Source organism: Sphaerimonospora cavernae (assembly GCF_042435035.1).
Lineage (GTDB): Bacteria > Actinomycetota > Actinomycetes > Streptosporangiales > Streptosporangiaceae > Sphaerimonospora > Sphaerimonospora cavernae.
This window is the reverse complement of sequence record NZ_JBHMQT010000065.1, coordinates 24,948-40,726: the sequence shown is the minus strand read 5'-3', so window position 1 is coordinate 40,726 and position 15,779 is coordinate 24,948. Positions and strand designations below refer to the sequence as shown.

The window sequence follows — 15,779 nt, the reverse complement described above, 5'->3', positions numbered from 1 at the left end:
GCGCGTGATCGGGAGTCGGTGAAGAGCGCGTTGATCACGCTGGTCGAGCACGCCCTGACCTCGCACGTGGGCGCGTACGGTGGATGAGCGGGCGCGCGCACGGGCGCACTGGCCGCGCGGCCGGATAGGCTGGAGGCCGGTCCATTCACCCGTCCAATCGCTTCGAGGCTGGCCACTCACGTGTTCGAGACGCTTTCTGACCGGCTGACTTCGGTCTTTTCCTCCCTTCGGTCCAAGGGCAGGCTTTCCGACGCAGACATCGACGCGACCTGCCGCGAGATCCGCATCGCCCTGCTCGAGGCGGACGTCGCGCTGCCCGTGGTGAAGGACTTCGTGGCCCGGGTCAAGGAAAGGGCGCGCGGAGCCGAGGTCTCCCAGGCGCTCAACCCCGCCCAGCAGGTCGTGAAGATCGTAAACGACGAGCTGATCGAGGTTCTGGGCGGTGAGACGCGTCGGCTGCGCCACGCCAAGACTCCGCCGACCGTCATCATGCTCGCGGGTCTCCAGGGATCCGGGAAGACCACGCTCGCCGGCAAGCTGGCCAAGTGGCTGCGCGAACAGGGACACGCCCCGCTGCTCGTCGCATGCGACCTCCAGCGGCCCAACGCGGTCCAGCAGTTGTCGGTCATGGCCGAGCGTGCCGAGGTCGCCGTGTTCGCGCCCGAGCCGGGCAACGGGGTGGGCGACCCCGTCGCGGTGGCCAGGGAGTCGGTCGAACAGGCCCGGCGCCGTCAGCACGACGTGGTCATCGTCGACACCGCCGGTCGGCTGGGCATCGACCAGGAACTGATGAAGCAGGCGGCGGACATCCGTGACGCGATCAGCCCGGACGAGGTGCTGTTCGTGGTCGACGCGATGATCGGTCAGGACGCCGTGAGCACCGCCCAGGCGTTCATGGAGGGGGTCGGCTTCGACGGCGTCGTGCTGACCAAGCTCGACGGCGACGCCAGGGGGGGTGCCGCGCTGTCGGTCCGGCATGTCACCGGCCGCCCGATCATGTTCGCGTCCACCGGCGAGAAGCTCGAGGACTTCGATGCCTTCCACCCGGACCGGATGGCGGGCCGGATCCTCGACATGGGCGACATCCTCACCCTGATCGAGCAGGCCCAGAAGACCTTCGACGAGCAGGAAGCCGCCAAGATGGCGGGCAAGCTCGCCTCCGGTGACGGCTTCACGCTCGATGACTTCCTCGAGCAGATGATGATGGTCCGCCGGATGGGCCCTATCAAGAATCTCCTCGGCATGATGCCGGGCATGGGCCAGATGCGCGAGCAGCTCAACCAGGTCGACGACCGTGACCTCGACCGCATCGCCGCCATCATCCGCTCCATGACCCCGGGCGAGCGCCAGGAACCGAAGATCATCAATGGCTCGCGGCGGGCCCGCATCGCCAAGGGCTCCGGCGTCACCGTCACCGAGGTCAACAACCTGGTCGTCCGCTTCTTCGAGGCGCAGAAGATGATGAAGCGGATGACCCAGGGCCTGGGCATTCCCGGCATGCCGGGCCGGGGCAAGAGTCAGAAGGCGCAGAAGGCCAAGAAGGGCCGCCGCGTCAGCGGCGACCCCCGCAAGGCGGCGCTCGGAAAGGCCGGCTCCGGTACGGCGGACACGCCCTCACTGCCGAAGGGCGCCGGCGCCCTCGGCAACCTCGGAACAGGGCAGCTGCCACCGGGCCCGGAGCTCCCGCCCGGCTTCGACCCGTCGAAGTTCAAGCTGCCGGGTCAGAAGTAGCGGTACGGCAAGCGACGGTGTCGAGTGGGCGAGGGGATGCCCGAACACCCTGAGCGATCTGGCAGAATATCTGGCTGGAACATCGTGACTGTGCGGGTGCCCTCTCACTCCCGCCGGTCGCGCCTGTCCCTCGGGCGGGCTCCCATCGTGCCCCACTCGATGAGACACCGCTCACCCACGCTCTAATGCAGGAGAGACCACACTCGTGGCAGTCAAGATCAAGCTCAAGCGGCTCGGAATGATCCGCAACGCGCAGTACCGCATCGTCGTCGCCGACAGCCGTAGCAAGCGCGACGGTCGTGCGATCGAGGAGATCGGCCTGTACCACCCGAAGGAGGACCCCTCGCGCATCGAGGTGAACTCCGAGCGGGCGCAGTACTGGCTGGGCGTCGGCGCGCAGCCGACCGACCCGGTTCTCAAGATCTTCAAGCTGACCGGTGACTGGCAGAAGTTCAAGGGCGAGCCCGCCCCGGCGACGCCGCTGCTGGTGGCCGAGCCGAAGCCGGACCGCCACGCCGCTTATGAGGCCGCGGCCCGGGAGACGCTGTCCGGTGACACCGCTGTCGCCGCCACCGCTCAGAAGAAGGCCAAGAAGCCCGCCAAGGCCGAAGCGACCGCCGAGGCCCCGGCAGCCCAGGCTCCGGCAGTCGAGGAGAAGCCGGAAGGCGAGGCCTGAGATGCTCGAGGAGGCCCTCGAGCATCTGGTCAAGGGCATCGTCGAACATCCTGACGACGTCCGGGTCCGCGCGCGACGCATCCGCACCGGACGCGTCCTGGAGGTCCGGGTCCACCCCGAAGACCTCGGCAAGGTCATCGGCCGCGGCGGCCGTACGGCCAAGGCGCTGCGCACGGTCGTCAACGGGCTGTCCCAGGGCCGGTACGTGCGGATCGACCTGGTCGATCTGGACACGGCCTAGGCCCGCCGAGGAGAACCTCACGTCCGGGGGACCCCTCATGGGGTCCCCCGGCTCCGTCTCCGGCTAGTTCGGTTCCAATGCGAGCTTCGTGTTTCAACGCGAGCTTCGTGTCCTAACACGAGATCCGGTTCTGAAGGAAGGCGACAAGTGCAGTTGGTGGTGGGCAGGATCGGCCGGCCGCACGGCGTACGGGGCGAGGTCACCGTCGAGGTGCGCACCGACGATCCCGACGTGCGGTTCTCCCCCGGTACGGCTCTCGCCACCGATCCGGCGGCTGCCGGCCCGCTGACGGTCGAGAGGGCGCGCTGGCACAAGGGGATCCTGCTGCTGGCCCTGGCCGGTGTGGACGACCGCGATGCCGCCGAGGAACTACGGGGCACGTTGCTCGTCATCGACGCCGCCGACGTGCCACGGTCCGCCGATCCCGACGAGTTCCACGACCATGAACTCATCGGTCTTGCGGTGGTGACCACGGCGGGTGAGCGGATCGGCGAGGTCGCCGACGTCCTCCACCACGGGCAGGACCTGCTCGTCGTCCGCCGACCGGATCAGGGCGAGGCCTACGTTCCGTTCGTCAAGGCGCTCGTACCCGAGGTCGATCTCGACCGGGGCGTACTGGTCGTAGCCGCGCCGCCCGGCCTGTTCGATCTCGGCGAGACCGAGTAGGGCGGGTTTCCGAGTAGGAGGAGGCACGCGTGCGCGTCGACATCATCTCGATCTTTCCCGAGTACTTCGCTCCGCTCGACGTGTCGCTGGTGGGCAAGGCGCGGGAGCGGGGGATCCTCGAGATCCGTCTCCACCAGTTGCGGGACTGGACCCACGACGTCCACAAGACCGTGGACGACACGCCGTACGGCGGGGGTCCCGGCATGGTGATGAAGCCGGAGATCTGGGGTGAGGCCATCGACGCCGTCATCGCCCAGGCCGGGCCGGCCGCGTCGCCCCGGATGATCGTGCCGACGCCGAGCGGACGGCCGTTCACTCAGGAGACGGCCATCGAATACGCCGAGGAGCCGTGGCTGCTGTTCACCCCGGCCCGTTACGAGGGCATCGACTCGCGTGTCGCGGCCGAGTACGGCTCACGGCTGCGGGTCGACGAGGTGAGCGTCGGCGACTACGTGCTGGCGGGCGGCGAGGCGGCCGTCCTCGTGATCGTCGAGGCGGTCGGGCGGTTGCTGCCCGGGGTGCTCGGCAACGCCAGATCGGTCGCCGACGACTCCTTCGCTCCCGGGTCGATGGCCAACCTTCTGGAGGGCCCGGTCTACACCAAACCGCCCACGTGGCGCGGCCGCGAGGTACCCGAGATCCTGCTGTCCGGCCACCACGGAAAGATCGCCCGATGGCGACGCGACCAGGCGCTGCGGCGTACTCTCGAGAAACGGCCCGAGCTGGTCGCCAGGCTCGATCCGGCCGGCCTGGACAAGGACGACCGGAAGATCCTCACGGAGTTCGAGCCCCCATGCGGCATCCCGTTTCGCGCCGAGCCGGATGATGTGGCAAACTGAATCGCTGCTGCCGCTTTCGTGTGGCCGGGTGTCGCCCGGTCCCAGCCGCGGCAGAATCGGACGTAAATCAAGCCAAGCACGCGTGTCCCCCTTGTCGCCGAGCCTTTCCGGCCCGGCCGGGTGGACCTCCGCGTGCCCATGTCAGCGAGGAACCGCCGTCATGCACACGCAGATCCAGGAGCTCGAGAAGGCTGCTCTCCGCAGCGACGTTCCGGCCTTCCGCCCGGGTGACACGCTGGAGGTCCACGTGCGTGTCGTCGAGGGCAACCGGTCCCGAATCCAGGTGTTCAAGGGGTTCGTCCTGCGTCGGCAGGGCGGCGGCGTACGTGAGACTTTCACCGTCCGCAAGGTCAGCTACGGCGTCGGCGTCGAGCGGACCTTCCCGGTGCACAGCCCGGTGATCGAGAAGATCACCGTGGTGACCCGGGGCGACGTCCGCCGGGCGAAGCTCTACTACATGCGCGACCTGCGCGGCAAGGCGGCTCGCATCCGCGAGAAGCGTGAGGCGACGCCGGCCGCCAAGTAGGTCAAGGAGTGTCGATCGTGGTCCGTGCCATCGGTACGGACCACTTTCTTTTGCCGGGGATGCCGCGTCCACGCCACTGGCCGCCGCGGACATCATTTAGGCTCAGCACCGTTGGCTAGCGAAGGTCAGGGGTTCGGCGTGCGCCACCCTGGCGAGGACGGGGTGGACGTGGTCGCCGAAGACATCCAGCAAAGCGCCGATGGCGCCAAGGAGAAGAAGGGGTCGTTCTGGCGGGAGCTTCCCGTCCTCATCGTGGTGGCCCTGGGGCTGGCCCTGCTCATCAAGACCTTCGTCGTGCAGGCGTTCTACATCCCGTCCGAGTCGATGGAGAACACGCTGCTGATCAATGACCGGGTGCTGGTCAACAAACTCGTGTACCACGTCCGCGACATCGAGCGCGGGGACATCGTGGTGTTCTCGGGAGTGGACTCCTGGGATCCCGAGGTGCAGTTGGAGGAGCCGTCGAACCCGATCACCGGGGCCCTCCGCTGGGTCGGTACGGCGTTCGGCGTGGTCCCGGGGGAGAAGGACTACATCAAGCGGGTCATCGGGCTGCCCGGCGACAGGGTCAAGTGCTGTGACGAGCCGGGCCGCGTCACGGTGAACGGGGTGCCGCTGGACGAGAAGGCCTACCTGCACCCGGGAGACGCGCCCTCCCAGGACCCTTTCGATGTCACGGTGCCACCGGGGCGGTTGTGGGTGATGGGCGACCACCGGTTCGTCTCCTCCGACTCCCGGCGTCACACGGGGGATCCCGGGGGCGGCGCGATCCCGGCCGACCAGGTGATCGGCCGTGCTTTCGTCATCGTCTGGCCGTTCGACCGGGCCCAGATCCTGCCGATCCCCGACACGTTCGCTCAGCCCGCCCTGAAAGCCGCCGGAGCCGCCGCCGGAGCCGCCCCCGTCCTGGCGGGCTTCGCGGGAGCCGTGCCGCTGGTGGTGCTGCGCCGCAGATTCAGGAACCGCAGATCAGCCAAGCGGTAGAGGAAGGCCATGGCGAAGACCGGCAAGACCGAGGAGAAGAACGACGCACCCGCCAAGAAGGGCTCGGGGCTCCGTGACACCATCTTGTACGGCCTCGGCGGAATCGTGGTGGCGCTGTTGGTCCACGCGTTCGTCCTGCAGACGTTCTACATTCCCTCCGGCTCGATGGAGAACACGCTGCTGCTGAATGACTATGTGGCGGTGAACAAGCTCGCCTACAAGTTGGGCGACGTGGAGCGGGGCGACATCGTGGTCTTCAAGGGCTGGGATGGTGAGGACACGATCAAGCGGGTGATCGGCGTCGGCGGTGACACGGTGAAGTGCTGCGATGACAAGCGCCGGATCACCGTCAACGGCACCCCGCTCGATGAGGAGGGCGTCTACCTGTACCCGGGAGCCCACCCCTCCGGACGCCGGTTCGAGGTGAAGGTGCCGCCGGGGCGTTTGTGGCTGATGGGCGACCATCGGAACAACTCGATGGACTCCCGGATGTTCCTGGAAGACGGGCATCTGGGCACGATCTCGGAGGCTGACGTCATCGGCCGGGCTTTCGTTCGCTTCTGGCCGCTGTCACGCTTCTCCTGGCTGTCCCCGCCTGCGACTTTCTCCGCCGTTCACTGATCCGGTCCCGAATTCACCCGGGCTTTTGCCGGTGGCGGAGGCTCCGGCCGTATCGCCGGGGCGGATTGGGGCGTAATCTGCTTGTCGTCATGACGCCTTTGTATCGCCCCCGTCCCAGTGTGGTGCGGCGGGATTCGGGACTGTACGGCTACGAGCGGGCTCTGGCACGACGAGGATTCGCTCCGGTGGCCGGGGTGGACGAGGCAGGCCGGGGCGCCTGCGCCGGGCCGCTGGTGGTGGCGGCGGTCGTGTTGGGGCGGGAGATCCACGGCCTGACCGATTCCAAGCTTCTTACGGAGGCCGCCCGAGAACGCCTCTACGACCACATCACCGGCACGGCGAAAGCGGTCGGAGTCGTCGTGATCCCCCCTGCGGAGATCGACGCGCGGGGCCTGCACAAGTGCAATGTCGCGGGCATGCGCCGGGCGGTTGCGGGACTGGGGATCGACCTCGGCTACATCCTGACCGACGGCTTCCCCGTGGCCGGGCTGCCCGCACCGTCGCTCGCCGTATGGAAGGGAGACCAGGTCGCGGCCTGCGTCGCGGCGGCCTCGATCGTGGCCAAGGTGACAAGGGACCGCCTGATGCGCGGCCTGGACGAGACGTCCCCCGAGTACGGCTTCGCCGTGCACAAGGGCTACGTCACCGCGGGCCATCGTCGGGCTTTGGCCCAACACGGACCCAGCCCCCATCACCGGTTCTCGTTCGTGACGGTGGCCAGGGTGACTCGTGGAGCGGAGATCCAGGACGTAGGCCCGTGGACCGGGCAGGATGGGGGCATGCAAGAGAATGAGGTCGGGGCCAGTGTCGTCTGAAGGGGCGACCGCGACGGGGAGCGGAAGAGGAGGTCCGGAATGAGCGCGGAAGATCTCGAGAAGTACGAGACCGAGATGGAGCTGCAGCTCTACCGGGAGTACCGCGACGTCGTGGGTCTGTTCACCTACGTCGTGGAGACCGAGCGGCGCTTCTATCTGACCAACTCGGTGGACCTCGATGTCCGGACAGCCGAGAACGGTGACGTCTTCTTCGACGTGAAGATGCAGGACGCCTGGGTCTGGGATATGTACCGTCCGGCCCGCTTCGTCAAGAACGTGCGGGTCGTGACGTTCAAGGACGTCAACATAGAGGAGTTGGCCAAGCCCGATCTCGAGATGCCCAAGGAGGGATTCTCCAGCTAGGGCCGTTTTCCCCAGAACCGGGTTCGGCGGGCTGAGGATGTGCCCGATTGCGGCACCGTTACGGCATGCGCTCTGTCGTCTGCCTGCTCGCCTGCCTCATGGCCGCCTCGTCCAGTGCAGGCTCCTTGCCGCCGCGGTCGCCGCTGCCCGCTGAGCTGTCGTCCACCGAGAGGGCCGCGGGTCCGCGTGGCGGAGCATGGGCGTCGCCGGTCGCGCTGGGCGGGCGTCGCCCGCTCGGCGTTCGCGGTCTGGTGGTCAGGGGTTTCGACCCGCCGGCTCGGCCCTGGCTCGCAGGGCATCGTGGCGTGGATCTCGCAGCGGGGGCGGGTGAGGAGATCTACGCGGCCGGCTCGGGCGTCGTCGAGTACGCGGGCCGGGTCGCCGGGCGCGGAGTCGTCGCCATCGCTCACACGAACGGGCTGCGGACCACCTATCTCCCGGTCCTGGCATCCGTACGGCCCGGCCAGAGCGTCGCGGCGAGTGACGTGATCGGGGTGATCGAGGACGTCCCGGGTCACTGCAGGATGACCTGCCTCCATTGGGGGCTCTTGCGGGGGAGGAGTTATCTCGATCCCCTCCTGCTGTTCGGTCTCGGCCGGGTCCGCCTGCTGCCGTTGTGGCCGGCGTCCACGGAAGGTCAGGCCCGCGGATGAGCCTGCCGATACGCGGCCCTGAGCCGTTCCACGGACACATGCGTGTAGATCTGTGTGGTGGCCAGGGAGGCGTGACCCAGCATCTCCTGGACACTGCGCAGATCGGCCCCGCCCTCGAGTAGATGGGTGGCCGCGGTGTGCCGGAGGCCGTGCGGGCCCATATCCGGAGTTCCTTCGATCTCCGCCAGGCGCGCGTGCACGACCCGCCTGACCGTGCTCTGATCGATCCGGCCGCCGCGGACTCCGACGAAGAGGGCGGGGCCGGTGCCCTCGCGGACCAGCAACGGCCTGCCGCGCACGCACCAGGCGTCGAGGGTGCGCAGCGCGGGCGCTCCGACGGGCACCGTTCGCTCCTTGCGGCCCTTGCCCAGCACCCGCACCGTACGGCGGTCGCGGTCGACGTCGTCGACATCGAGACCGCACAGCTCGCTCACCCGCACACCGGTGGCGTAGAGCAGTTCCATGATCGCCTGGTCGCGCAGGTCCTTGGGGTTGTGGGCACCCGCTCCGTCAGGGGCGGCCTCGTCAGGGGCAGCCCGGTCCAGCACGGCCCGGACCTCCGCCTGGTCCAGCACCTCCGGCAGGCGCCGGTGCGGCTTGGCGGTGCCCAGCAGCAATCCCGGATCACCGTCCAGCCAGCCCCGGCGGTGGCAGAACGCGGTGAACGCCCGCGCGCACGCCGTCCGCCGCGCCAACGTCGCCCGGGACGCCCCTGCCTGGTGTTGGGTCCCCAGCCAGTCGCGGAGGGCGTTCACGTCCAAGGTGGCGATGCTTTCCCGCTCCGGGCCCTCCTGCCCTGCGGCCATATGTGCGAGCAGTGAGGCGATATCCCCCAGGTACGCCCTGACGGTGTGCGGCGACAGGTCCCGCTCCAGGCGAAGGTGGCGCTCGAACGCCGCCAGGACGGACTCGAACCTGGGAGACGACATCTCAGCCGATCCCGAAATGATCCTTGATGCCCTGCACACCCACCAAGAGTTGCTCCATCGCGACGCCCTGCTGTTCCAGCATCGTGCTGTGGTGTTCGAGGGTTTTGGTGTGGTTGTCCAAGATTGCACTGTGGTGTTCGAGGATCCTGGTGTGGTCGTCCAGGATCCTGGTGTGGTCGTCCAGGATCCTGGTGTGGTCGTCCAGGATCGTGCTGTGGTGTTCGAGGGTTTTGGTGTGGTTGTCCAGGATCCTGGTGTGGTCGTCCAGGATGCTGCCGTGGCGTACCAGCACCGTGCCGTGACGTTCCAGGACGTTTCTCTGGAACTCCAGGTCCTTCCCGTACTCGCGGAGGATCTCCTGCTGCTCCTGCAGCGTTTCGTGGATCGCGGTGAAAAGCCTGGCGTTCGCCGCCTGCGCGTCCCAGACGTCCTGACGGGTGGACAGAGCGATCTCCCTGCCGTCCCCGGTGTTGATCGTTACTGAGCTGCGGTCAGCCATGGATCGCATGCTATCCGTTGACCCTTTCGTGATCTCGATGAATTGAACTACCGGGAGCGGCGAAGCCGCCAGCCGCGGTCTGACTGCTCGACGAATCCGGCGGCGGCCAGCCCGCCGAGGCAGGCGAGCGCTGTGGTGAGATCCACTCCTGCCGCGACGGCGATGGCGGCCGGCCCTGATCCACCGCGGGCCGGAACCGCCTCCAGCACCCGTCTCGTCTCCTCGCCCAGCGCGTCCCTGGGCAGCACGGGCCCTCGGGCGCGGGGGGCCAGATCCGCCCCGATCGAGCCGACCAGCTCGATCACTTCGGCGGCGGAGGTGACGCAGACCGCCTTGCCCTCCCGGATCAGTGTGTGACAGCCCACGGAGGTCTCCGAGGTGACGGGCCCCGGCACGGCCATCAGGTGCCGGTTCAGGTCGGCGGCATGCCCCGCGGTGTTGAGCGCTCCGCTCCGCGCCGCCGCCTCGACGACGACTGTGCCGCGCGACAACGCGGCGATCACGCGGTTGCGTACGAGGAAGCGGGGCCTGGTGGGGTGGACGCCGAGCGGCCATTCGCTGACCATGAGGCCCTGGGAGCGCACGACCCCGAACAACTCCTCGTGGGCGGTGGGATAGCAGACGTCCGTCCCACAGGCCAGCACAGCCACCGTCGCGGCTCCGGCCGCCAGCGCCCCGCGGTGGGCGGCGCCGTCGATCCCGTAGGCACCACCACTGATCAAGGTCCAGCCGCGCTCGCCGAGCCCAGAGCCGAGATCGCTCGCGACGGTCGTCCCGTACGCGGTCGCGGCCCGTGCGCCGACTATCGCGACCGAGCGAAGGCAGGTGAAGCGCAGGTTTGCCCGGCCCTCGAGCCACAATCCGAACGGCCGCCGGTCGCCCAGGTCGTCGAGCTGCGTCGGCCACTCGGCGTCGCCGGGGATGACCAGCCGGGCTCCCCGCTCCCGCCCCGCCGCGATCAGCGCCCCGGGGTCCGTGTAGCGGGCGGCCCATCCCGCGACGAGCCGGGCGAGATCGAGACGCCGCCGCGATGTCAGAGCGAGCTCGGCCTCTCTCCGCGCGGACTCCGGGTCCAGCCTGCCGCGCCTGGCCTGTTCGAGAGCATCTTGCGGGCCGTGGGCCGCGATCAGCCGGCCCATCACCGGGTCGCCGGCCTCGGCCATCCGCATGATCGCCGCTCGAGCGGCCCGCTCCTCTTCCCGGGCGCCGGCATCCTCGGGGACCTCGGGCCGGCACTCGTCTCTTCCAAGGTTCCCCATCACGTGTCCCCCATCACTCGAGATCCCCAACCAACCGATCAGTCCGCCCGCCCAATCAAGTCGCCCGCCCAATCAGTCCACGCCCAGCCACATCGCGAGCGCTCCCGTCGTCTCCGGCTCGCCCGGGATCTCCTTGGTGGCGAGGTCGGCCAGGGTCCAGGCCAGGCGGAGCACCCGGTCGAGCCCGCGCGCGCTGAGCGTCCCGAGGTCGAGGCCGCGGTGCAGCGGAGCGAGGGCCCTGCCGGGCAGGCGGAACTCGTTGTGCAGGACGGCCGACGGCACCTCGGCGTTCGCTCGCCAGGGCGTCCCCGCCAGCCGTTTGGCGGCCCGTTCCCGTGCGAGCAGGACGCGCTGCGCCACCGCCTCGGTCGGCTCGGTGAAGTTCCGGTCTGCCAGCAGTTCGGCCCGGGTGGCCCGGCCGACCCGCACCTTCACGTCCACCCGGTCGAGCAGCGGGCCGGACAGCCGTGCCAGATAGCGCCGACGTGCGGTCGGCGTACATCGGCAGGGCTCGCTCGACGTCCCCGGCCGGCCGCACGGGCAGGGATTGGAAGCGAGGACGAGCATGAAGCGGGCGGGAAACGTGATCGTCGCGCTCGCCCGCGCGATCGTCACCACGCCTGATTCGAGCGGCTGCCGTAGGGAGTCGAGCACGGAGGTGGCGAACTCAGGGGCTTCGTCCATGAACAGCACACCCCGGTGTGCGAGCGACACCGCGCCTGGACGCACCGTCCCGCCGCTGCCGCCGCCCACCACGGCGGCCACCGTCGCGCTGTGATGCGGAGCCATGAAAGGCGGCCGGGCGAGCAGCGGATGCCCAGCCGGCAGCGTTCCCGCCACCGAGTGAATCGCCGACACCTCGAGGGCCTCGTCGAGGCCGAGAGATGGCAGCAGGGTCGGCAGCCGCTCGGCCAGCATGGTCTTGCCGGTGCCCGGCGGACCCAGCATCCAGAGGTTGTGCCCGCCCGCCGCGCAGACTTCGAGCGCCTTGCGGGCGAGTGGCTGGCCGGCCACGTCCCGCATGTCCGGTCCGCCCTCCGTCCCGATTGCCTCCGTCCCATCCGCCGCAGGCTCCGCGTCGGCGCCTCCGGCGGACGGTGCGGCCTGGCCGGTGGCGGCCGGCCGGCGGCCCGTATCGCCGGAGCGCAGCCACCGCACGAGTTCACTCAGGGTGGCGACGGGGACCACGGCGATGCCGGGAACGAGGGCCGCTTCGGCGGCGTTGCGTGCGGGCACGACAACGGTGCCGGCCCCTGCCTCCGCCGCCGCCAGTACGGCGGGCAGCACCCCCCTGATCGGCCGTACCCTGCCGTCGAGCCCCAGTTCGCCGAGGAACAGGGGATCCGCGATGCGGTGCGCGGGGACGGCGCCGGCCGCGCCCAGCATGGCGACGGCGATGGCGAGATCGAAGATCGAGCCGCGCTTGGGCAGGCTCGCGGGGAACAGACTGACGGTGACCCGGGTGTCGGGCCAGGCGAAGCGACTGTTGATCATTGCCGAGCGCACCCGCCCGCGGGCCTCGCTGATCGCGGTGTCGAGAAGGCCGATGAAGTGGGTGCCCGCGACTCCTGGCCCCACGTCGGCCTCGACCTCGACCATCCGGCCGGTGACGCCCACCAGGGCCACGCACCGGGTCCGTGCCACGGCCATGTCAGATCACCCCCCTCTCGTGCCGTACGGCGAAGTCGCCGGCGAACCGCTCGAGCGCGACCACGTCGACCCGGATCGTGCCGAACCTCTCGGGCTGCGACGCCAGCCATTTGCTCGCCAGGCTCCGCAGGCGCAGCAGCTTCTCGCGGGTGACCGCCTCGAACGCGGTGCCGTGGCTGTGGCCTGAGCGGGTCTTCACCTCCACGACGACCAGTGCGTCGCCGTCCCGGGCGAGGATGTCGATCTCGCCCTGGGGGCAGCGCCAGTTGCGGGCCAGGATCCGCATGCCACCCGCCTCGAGAAAGTTCGCGGCGAGCCGCTCGCCGTGTCTGCCAAGTTGATCCTTCGCGGCCATGGGACCACCTCCGGCCTCGACGGTCGCCGATCGCGGGCTACCCTCGATGAGCCGAACCGCATTCTGTGGACAACTCTCTGCGATCGCTCAGCCGCAGGACCGGGGGGAAGGGATGAGGCACGTGATCGAGACGCTCATCAAGGAACTCGGCGAGGGCGTGGGGGTGGCCCTGCCGGATGTGCGGGTGACCGGCGACGATCTCGTGCTGCCGTCCGTCTTCCCGGTCGGCGCGGCCGCCGCCGCATGTGCCGGGGCGGCGAACGCCGCCGTCGCCGCCTACTGGCGGCCCGTCGCGCCGCCGGAGGTGCTCGTCGACGTACGGCACGCGGCGGTGGCCTTCCAGAGTGAGCGCCACTTCCAGGCCGACGGCGAGAACTTCGACGTCTGGGCGCCCCTGTCCGGCGACTACCGGGCCGATGACGGCTGGGTCAAGCTCCACTGCAACTTCGATCATCATCGGGACGCCGCGCTCCGGGCCCTCGGGTTGCCCGCCGGAGTGACCAAGGAGGATGTCGCACGTGCCTGCGAGAGCCGTACCGCACTCGACGTCGAGGAGGCGGTGACCCGCGAGGGCGGGTGCGCGGGGGCGATGCGGAGCCGGGCCCGGTGGCTCGCGCACCCGCAGGCGGGCGTGATCGCCGAACAGCCGCTGGTCGGGCTCACCCGCCTGACTGATCCCTCCACTCCGACCGACGTCCCCGGCACCCTGGAGTCATCGGGCGAGTCATCGGGCTGGGATCGGCCGCTGAGCGGGGTGCGCGTTCTCGATCTGACCCGGGTGATCGCCGGGCCGGTGGCCGCCCGCACGCTCGCCGCCCACGGGGCGGAGGTGCTGCGGGTCGGGGCGGCTCATCTGCCCGAAGTGCCGGGACTCGTCGTGGAGACGGCGTTCGGCAAGCGGTCATGTCACATCGATCTTTGCTCTGAGCCCGAGGCGCTGCGCGACCTCGTCCGCCAGGCCGATGTCGTCATCCAGGCATACCGTCCGGGAGCGCTGAACGCCAGGGGGTTCGGGCCCGCCGATCTCGCCGCGATGCGGCCGGGGATCGTCTGCGTCGACATCTCCGCGTACGGCTCCCGCGGCCCCTGGGGCGGCAGGCGGGGTTTCGACAGCCTCGTCCAGATGGTCTGCGGGATCGCCCACGAGAACGGCGATGGGTCCCGGCCCGCCCCGCTGCCCGCCCAGGCGCTCGACCACGGCAGCGGCTTCCTCGCGGCGTTCGGCGCGGTCGCCGCGCTGCTGCGGCGCCGGGCAGAGGGTGGATCCTGGCATGTCGAGGTCTCCCTGGCGCGTACCGCCAAGTGGCTCGACGACCTCGGCAGGGTCGACGGCGCCGGCATCCCGCAGCCGTCGGCCGACGGGCTGCTGGCCACCATGCCCAGCGCTTTCGGCACCCTCACCTACGTGCGGCCGCCCGGCCTGATCGCGGGCGCGGAGCCCTACTGGGCGAGCCCGCCGCCGAGGCAGGGCGAGCACCCCGCCGAATGGGCGACAGCCACAGGCAGGGGATGATGAGCTGCTGGTCGACGCCGAGGAACCGCGGATGCTCGGCGAGCGGATCGACGAACTCATCCACCCTTACCGGACGACCGAGCGCACGGCCCAGGACGCGCCGACGGGGGCCCGCCTGGCGGAGTTCCACCTCCGCATGTTCCCGCGTGCGCCACGCGGGCCGGGCCGCGAGCCGACGGCGTCACCGGCGCCGAGCCGGGCGAACCGGCCGTCACCTGAGGGGGGCGGATCCGTATAGACTGTTCGACGGCCTGCTATGCGGGCCGAATTCGCACGCCCGTGCAAAGACCGTCTCCTCGGTCCGGATCGGGGGAGTGTTCGACCGAACGCGACCTCGTCCGGTGAAGACGGCCCGGGCGTCAGGACGCGGGCAGACGGGCCCGCGTGACCAACCGAGGCCAGTGCCCCAGGGCACGCGACCATGGAGGAACAGCACCATGGCTCCTGTCGTCACCATGCGGCAGCTTCTTGAGAGCGGCGTTCACTTCGGCCACCAGACGCGCCGGTGGAACCCGAAGATGAAGCGCTTCATCCTCACGGAGCGCAACGGCATCTACATGATCGACCTGCGGATGTCGCTGTCGTACATCGACCGTGCGTACGACTTCGTGAAGGAGACCGTCGCGCACGGCGGCACCATTATGTTCATCGGCACGAAGAAGCAGGCCCAGGAGGCGATCGCCGAGCAGGCGTCGCGCGTCGGCATGCCGTACGTGAACCAGCGCTGGCTGGGCGGCATGCTCACCAACTTCTCGACCGTGCACAAGAGGCTCCAGCGCCTCAAGGAGCTGGAGGAGCTCGACTTCGACAACGTGGCCGGCTCCGGGCTCACCAAGAAGGAGCTCCTGATGCGCCGCCGCGAGAAGGAGAAGCTGGAGCGCACCCTCGGCGGCATCCGCGACATGGCCCGCGTCCCGAGCGCGATCTGGATCGTGGACACCAAGAAGGAGCACATCGCGATCAACGAGGCCAAGAAGCTCGGCATCCCGGTCGTCGCGATCCTGGACACCAACTGCGACCCCGACGAGGTCGACTACGCGATCCCGGGTAACGATGACGCGATCCGCGCCGTCAGCCTCCTCACCCGTGTGGTCGCAGACGCCGTCGCCGACGGCCTGATGACCCGCGCCGGCGCCGCCCGCGGTGAGGAGAAGCCGGCCGGTGTCGCCGCGGCCGAGCCGCTGGCCGAGTGGGAGCGCGAGTTGCTCGAAGGCTCCGCCCCGGCCACCGAGGCCACCGAGGCGGCCGAGGCCGGTGAGGCTCCAGCCGCCGTCCAGACCGAGCAGGCCGAGCAGACGCAGGCCGAGCAGACGCAGGCCGAGCAGCCCGAGCAGGCCTAGGGCCGCTCCCGCCGGCGTACGGCAGAGCCCGTACGGTCAGGCAACACGCTCCATCGGGCGGGCACCCTCGCAGGGGGCGCCCGCCCCCCATGACGATTCGCATCCGGGTCCTGAAGAGG

Annotated in this window: 19 protein-coding genes; 14 read left to right on the top strand and 5 right to left on the bottom strand. The window is 69.7% G+C overall.

Annotated features, from left to right (window positions below; translation table 11 throughout):
- Window positions 1–180: 180 nt before the first annotated feature.
- The 11 genes from ffh (at window position 181) to ACFHYQ_RS27700 (ending at window position 8,115) form a co-directional block, all read left to right on the top strand.
- Window positions 181–1,731, top strand: coding sequence for a signal recognition particle protein (gene ffh / locus ACFHYQ_RS27750; protein WP_394304094.1), 1,551 nt, complete (start codon window positions 181–183; stop codon window positions 1,729–1,731).
- Window positions 1,732–1,936: 205 nt separating this feature from the next.
- Window positions 1,937–2,407 (top strand): 30S ribosomal protein S16, encoded by a 471-nt coding sequence (gene rpsP / locus ACFHYQ_RS27745; RefSeq protein WP_394304093.1) that lies wholly within the window; start codon window positions 1,937–1,939, stop codon window positions 2,405–2,407.
- 1 nt (window position 2,408) lies between these two features.
- Window positions 2,409–2,648 (top strand): RNA-binding protein, encoded by a 240-nt coding sequence (locus tag ACFHYQ_RS27740; RefSeq protein WP_204018336.1) that lies wholly within the window; start codon window positions 2,409–2,411, stop codon window positions 2,646–2,648.
- Between the two features lie 147 nt (window positions 2,649–2,795).
- Window positions 2,796–3,314 (top strand): ribosome maturation factor RimM, encoded by a 519-nt coding sequence (rimM, locus tag ACFHYQ_RS27735; protein ID WP_394304092.1) that lies wholly within the window; start codon window positions 2,796–2,798, stop codon window positions 3,312–3,314.
- A gap of 29 nt (window positions 3,315–3,343) precedes the next feature.
- Complete coding sequence (gene trmD, locus ACFHYQ_RS27730) at window positions 3,344–4,153, top strand: tRNA (guanosine(37)-N1)-methyltransferase TrmD (RefSeq protein WP_394304091.1); 810 nt, start codon at window positions 3,344–3,346, stop codon at window positions 4,151–4,153.
- Window positions 4,154–4,313: 160 nt separating this feature from the next.
- The gene (rplS, locus tag ACFHYQ_RS27725; protein ID WP_204018339.1) at window positions 4,314–4,679 is read left to right on the top strand and encodes a 50S ribosomal protein L19; all 366 of its coding nucleotides are present in this window, start codon (window positions 4,314–4,316) and stop codon (window positions 4,677–4,679) included.
- Between the two features lie 111 nt (window positions 4,680–4,790).
- On the top strand, window positions 4,791–5,663 hold the full coding sequence (gene lepB, locus ACFHYQ_RS27720; RefSeq protein WP_394304090.1) for a signal peptidase I: 873 nt from the start codon (window positions 4,791–4,793) through the stop codon (window positions 5,661–5,663).
- Between the two features lie 9 nt (window positions 5,664–5,672).
- Window positions 5,673–6,284, top strand: coding sequence for a signal peptidase I (gene lepB, locus ACFHYQ_RS27715; protein WP_394304089.1), 612 nt, complete (start codon window positions 5,673–5,675; stop codon window positions 6,282–6,284).
- A gap of 89 nt (window positions 6,285–6,373) precedes the next feature.
- A complete protein-coding gene (locus tag ACFHYQ_RS27710; RefSeq protein ID WP_204018341.1) occupies window positions 6,374–7,099 on the top strand; it encodes a ribonuclease HII in 726 nt (241 codons plus the stop codon).
- Between the two features lie 39 nt (window positions 7,100–7,138).
- Entirely contained in the window at window positions 7,139–7,462 is a 324-nt protein-coding gene (locus tag ACFHYQ_RS27705) for a DUF2469 domain-containing protein (protein WP_036327164.1), read from the top strand.
- 65 nt (window positions 7,463–7,527) lie between these two features.
- Window positions 7,528–8,115: a murein hydrolase activator EnvC family protein gene (locus ACFHYQ_RS27700; protein WP_394304088.1), complete on the top strand. Its 588-nt coding sequence runs from the start codon at window positions 7,528–7,530 to the stop codon at window positions 8,113–8,115.
- Here ACFHYQ_RS27700 and ACFHYQ_RS27695 read toward each other — a convergent pair.
- From ACFHYQ_RS27695 to ACFHYQ_RS27675, 5 genes are all read right to left on the bottom strand, one after another.
- The gene (locus ACFHYQ_RS27695; RefSeq protein ID WP_394304087.1) at window positions 8,100–9,044 is read right to left on the bottom strand and encodes a tyrosine recombinase XerC; all 945 of its coding nucleotides are present in this window, start codon (window positions 9,042–9,044) and stop codon (window positions 8,100–8,102) included. The two genes, ACFHYQ_RS27700 and ACFHYQ_RS27695, sit on opposite strands and share 16 nt — an antisense overlap.
- A gap of 1 nt (window position 9,045) precedes the next feature.
- Entirely contained in the window at window positions 9,046–9,543 is a 498-nt protein-coding gene (locus tag ACFHYQ_RS27690; protein ID WP_394304086.1) for a hypothetical protein, read from the bottom strand.
- 47 nt (window positions 9,544–9,590) lie between these two features.
- Window positions 9,591–10,802, bottom strand: a complete 1,212-nt coding sequence (dprA, locus tag ACFHYQ_RS27685) for a DNA-processing protein DprA (protein WP_394304085.1) — start codon at window positions 10,800–10,802, stop codon at window positions 9,591–9,593.
- Window positions 10,803–10,874: 72 nt separating this feature from the next.
- Window positions 10,875–12,452, bottom strand: a complete 1,578-nt coding sequence (locus tag ACFHYQ_RS27680; protein ID WP_394304084.1) for a YifB family Mg chelatase-like AAA ATPase — start codon at window positions 12,450–12,452, stop codon at window positions 10,875–10,877.
- 1 nt (window position 12,453) lies between these two features.
- Complete coding sequence (locus ACFHYQ_RS27675) at window positions 12,454–12,807, bottom strand: YraN family protein (RefSeq protein ID WP_394304083.1); 354 nt, start codon at window positions 12,805–12,807, stop codon at window positions 12,454–12,456.
- Between the two features lie 121 nt (window positions 12,808–12,928).
- On the opposite strand from ACFHYQ_RS27675, the gene ACFHYQ_RS27670 reads away from it, so the two are divergent.
- From ACFHYQ_RS27670 to rpsB, 3 genes are all read left to right on the top strand, one after another.
- Entirely contained in the window at window positions 12,929–14,320 is a 1,392-nt protein-coding gene (locus tag ACFHYQ_RS27670) for a CoA transferase (RefSeq protein WP_394304082.1), read from the top strand.
- A 31-nt stretch (window positions 14,321–14,351) separates the two neighbouring features.
- Complete coding sequence (locus ACFHYQ_RS27665; RefSeq protein ID WP_394304081.1) at window positions 14,352–14,558, top strand: hypothetical protein; 207 nt, start codon at window positions 14,352–14,354, stop codon at window positions 14,556–14,558.
- 199 nt (window positions 14,559–14,757) lie between these two features.
- On the top strand, window positions 14,758–15,660 hold the full coding sequence (gene rpsB, locus ACFHYQ_RS27660; protein ID WP_394304080.1) for a 30S ribosomal protein S2: 903 nt from the start codon (window positions 14,758–14,760) through the stop codon (window positions 15,658–15,660).
- Window positions 15,661–15,779: the final 119 nt, after the last annotated feature.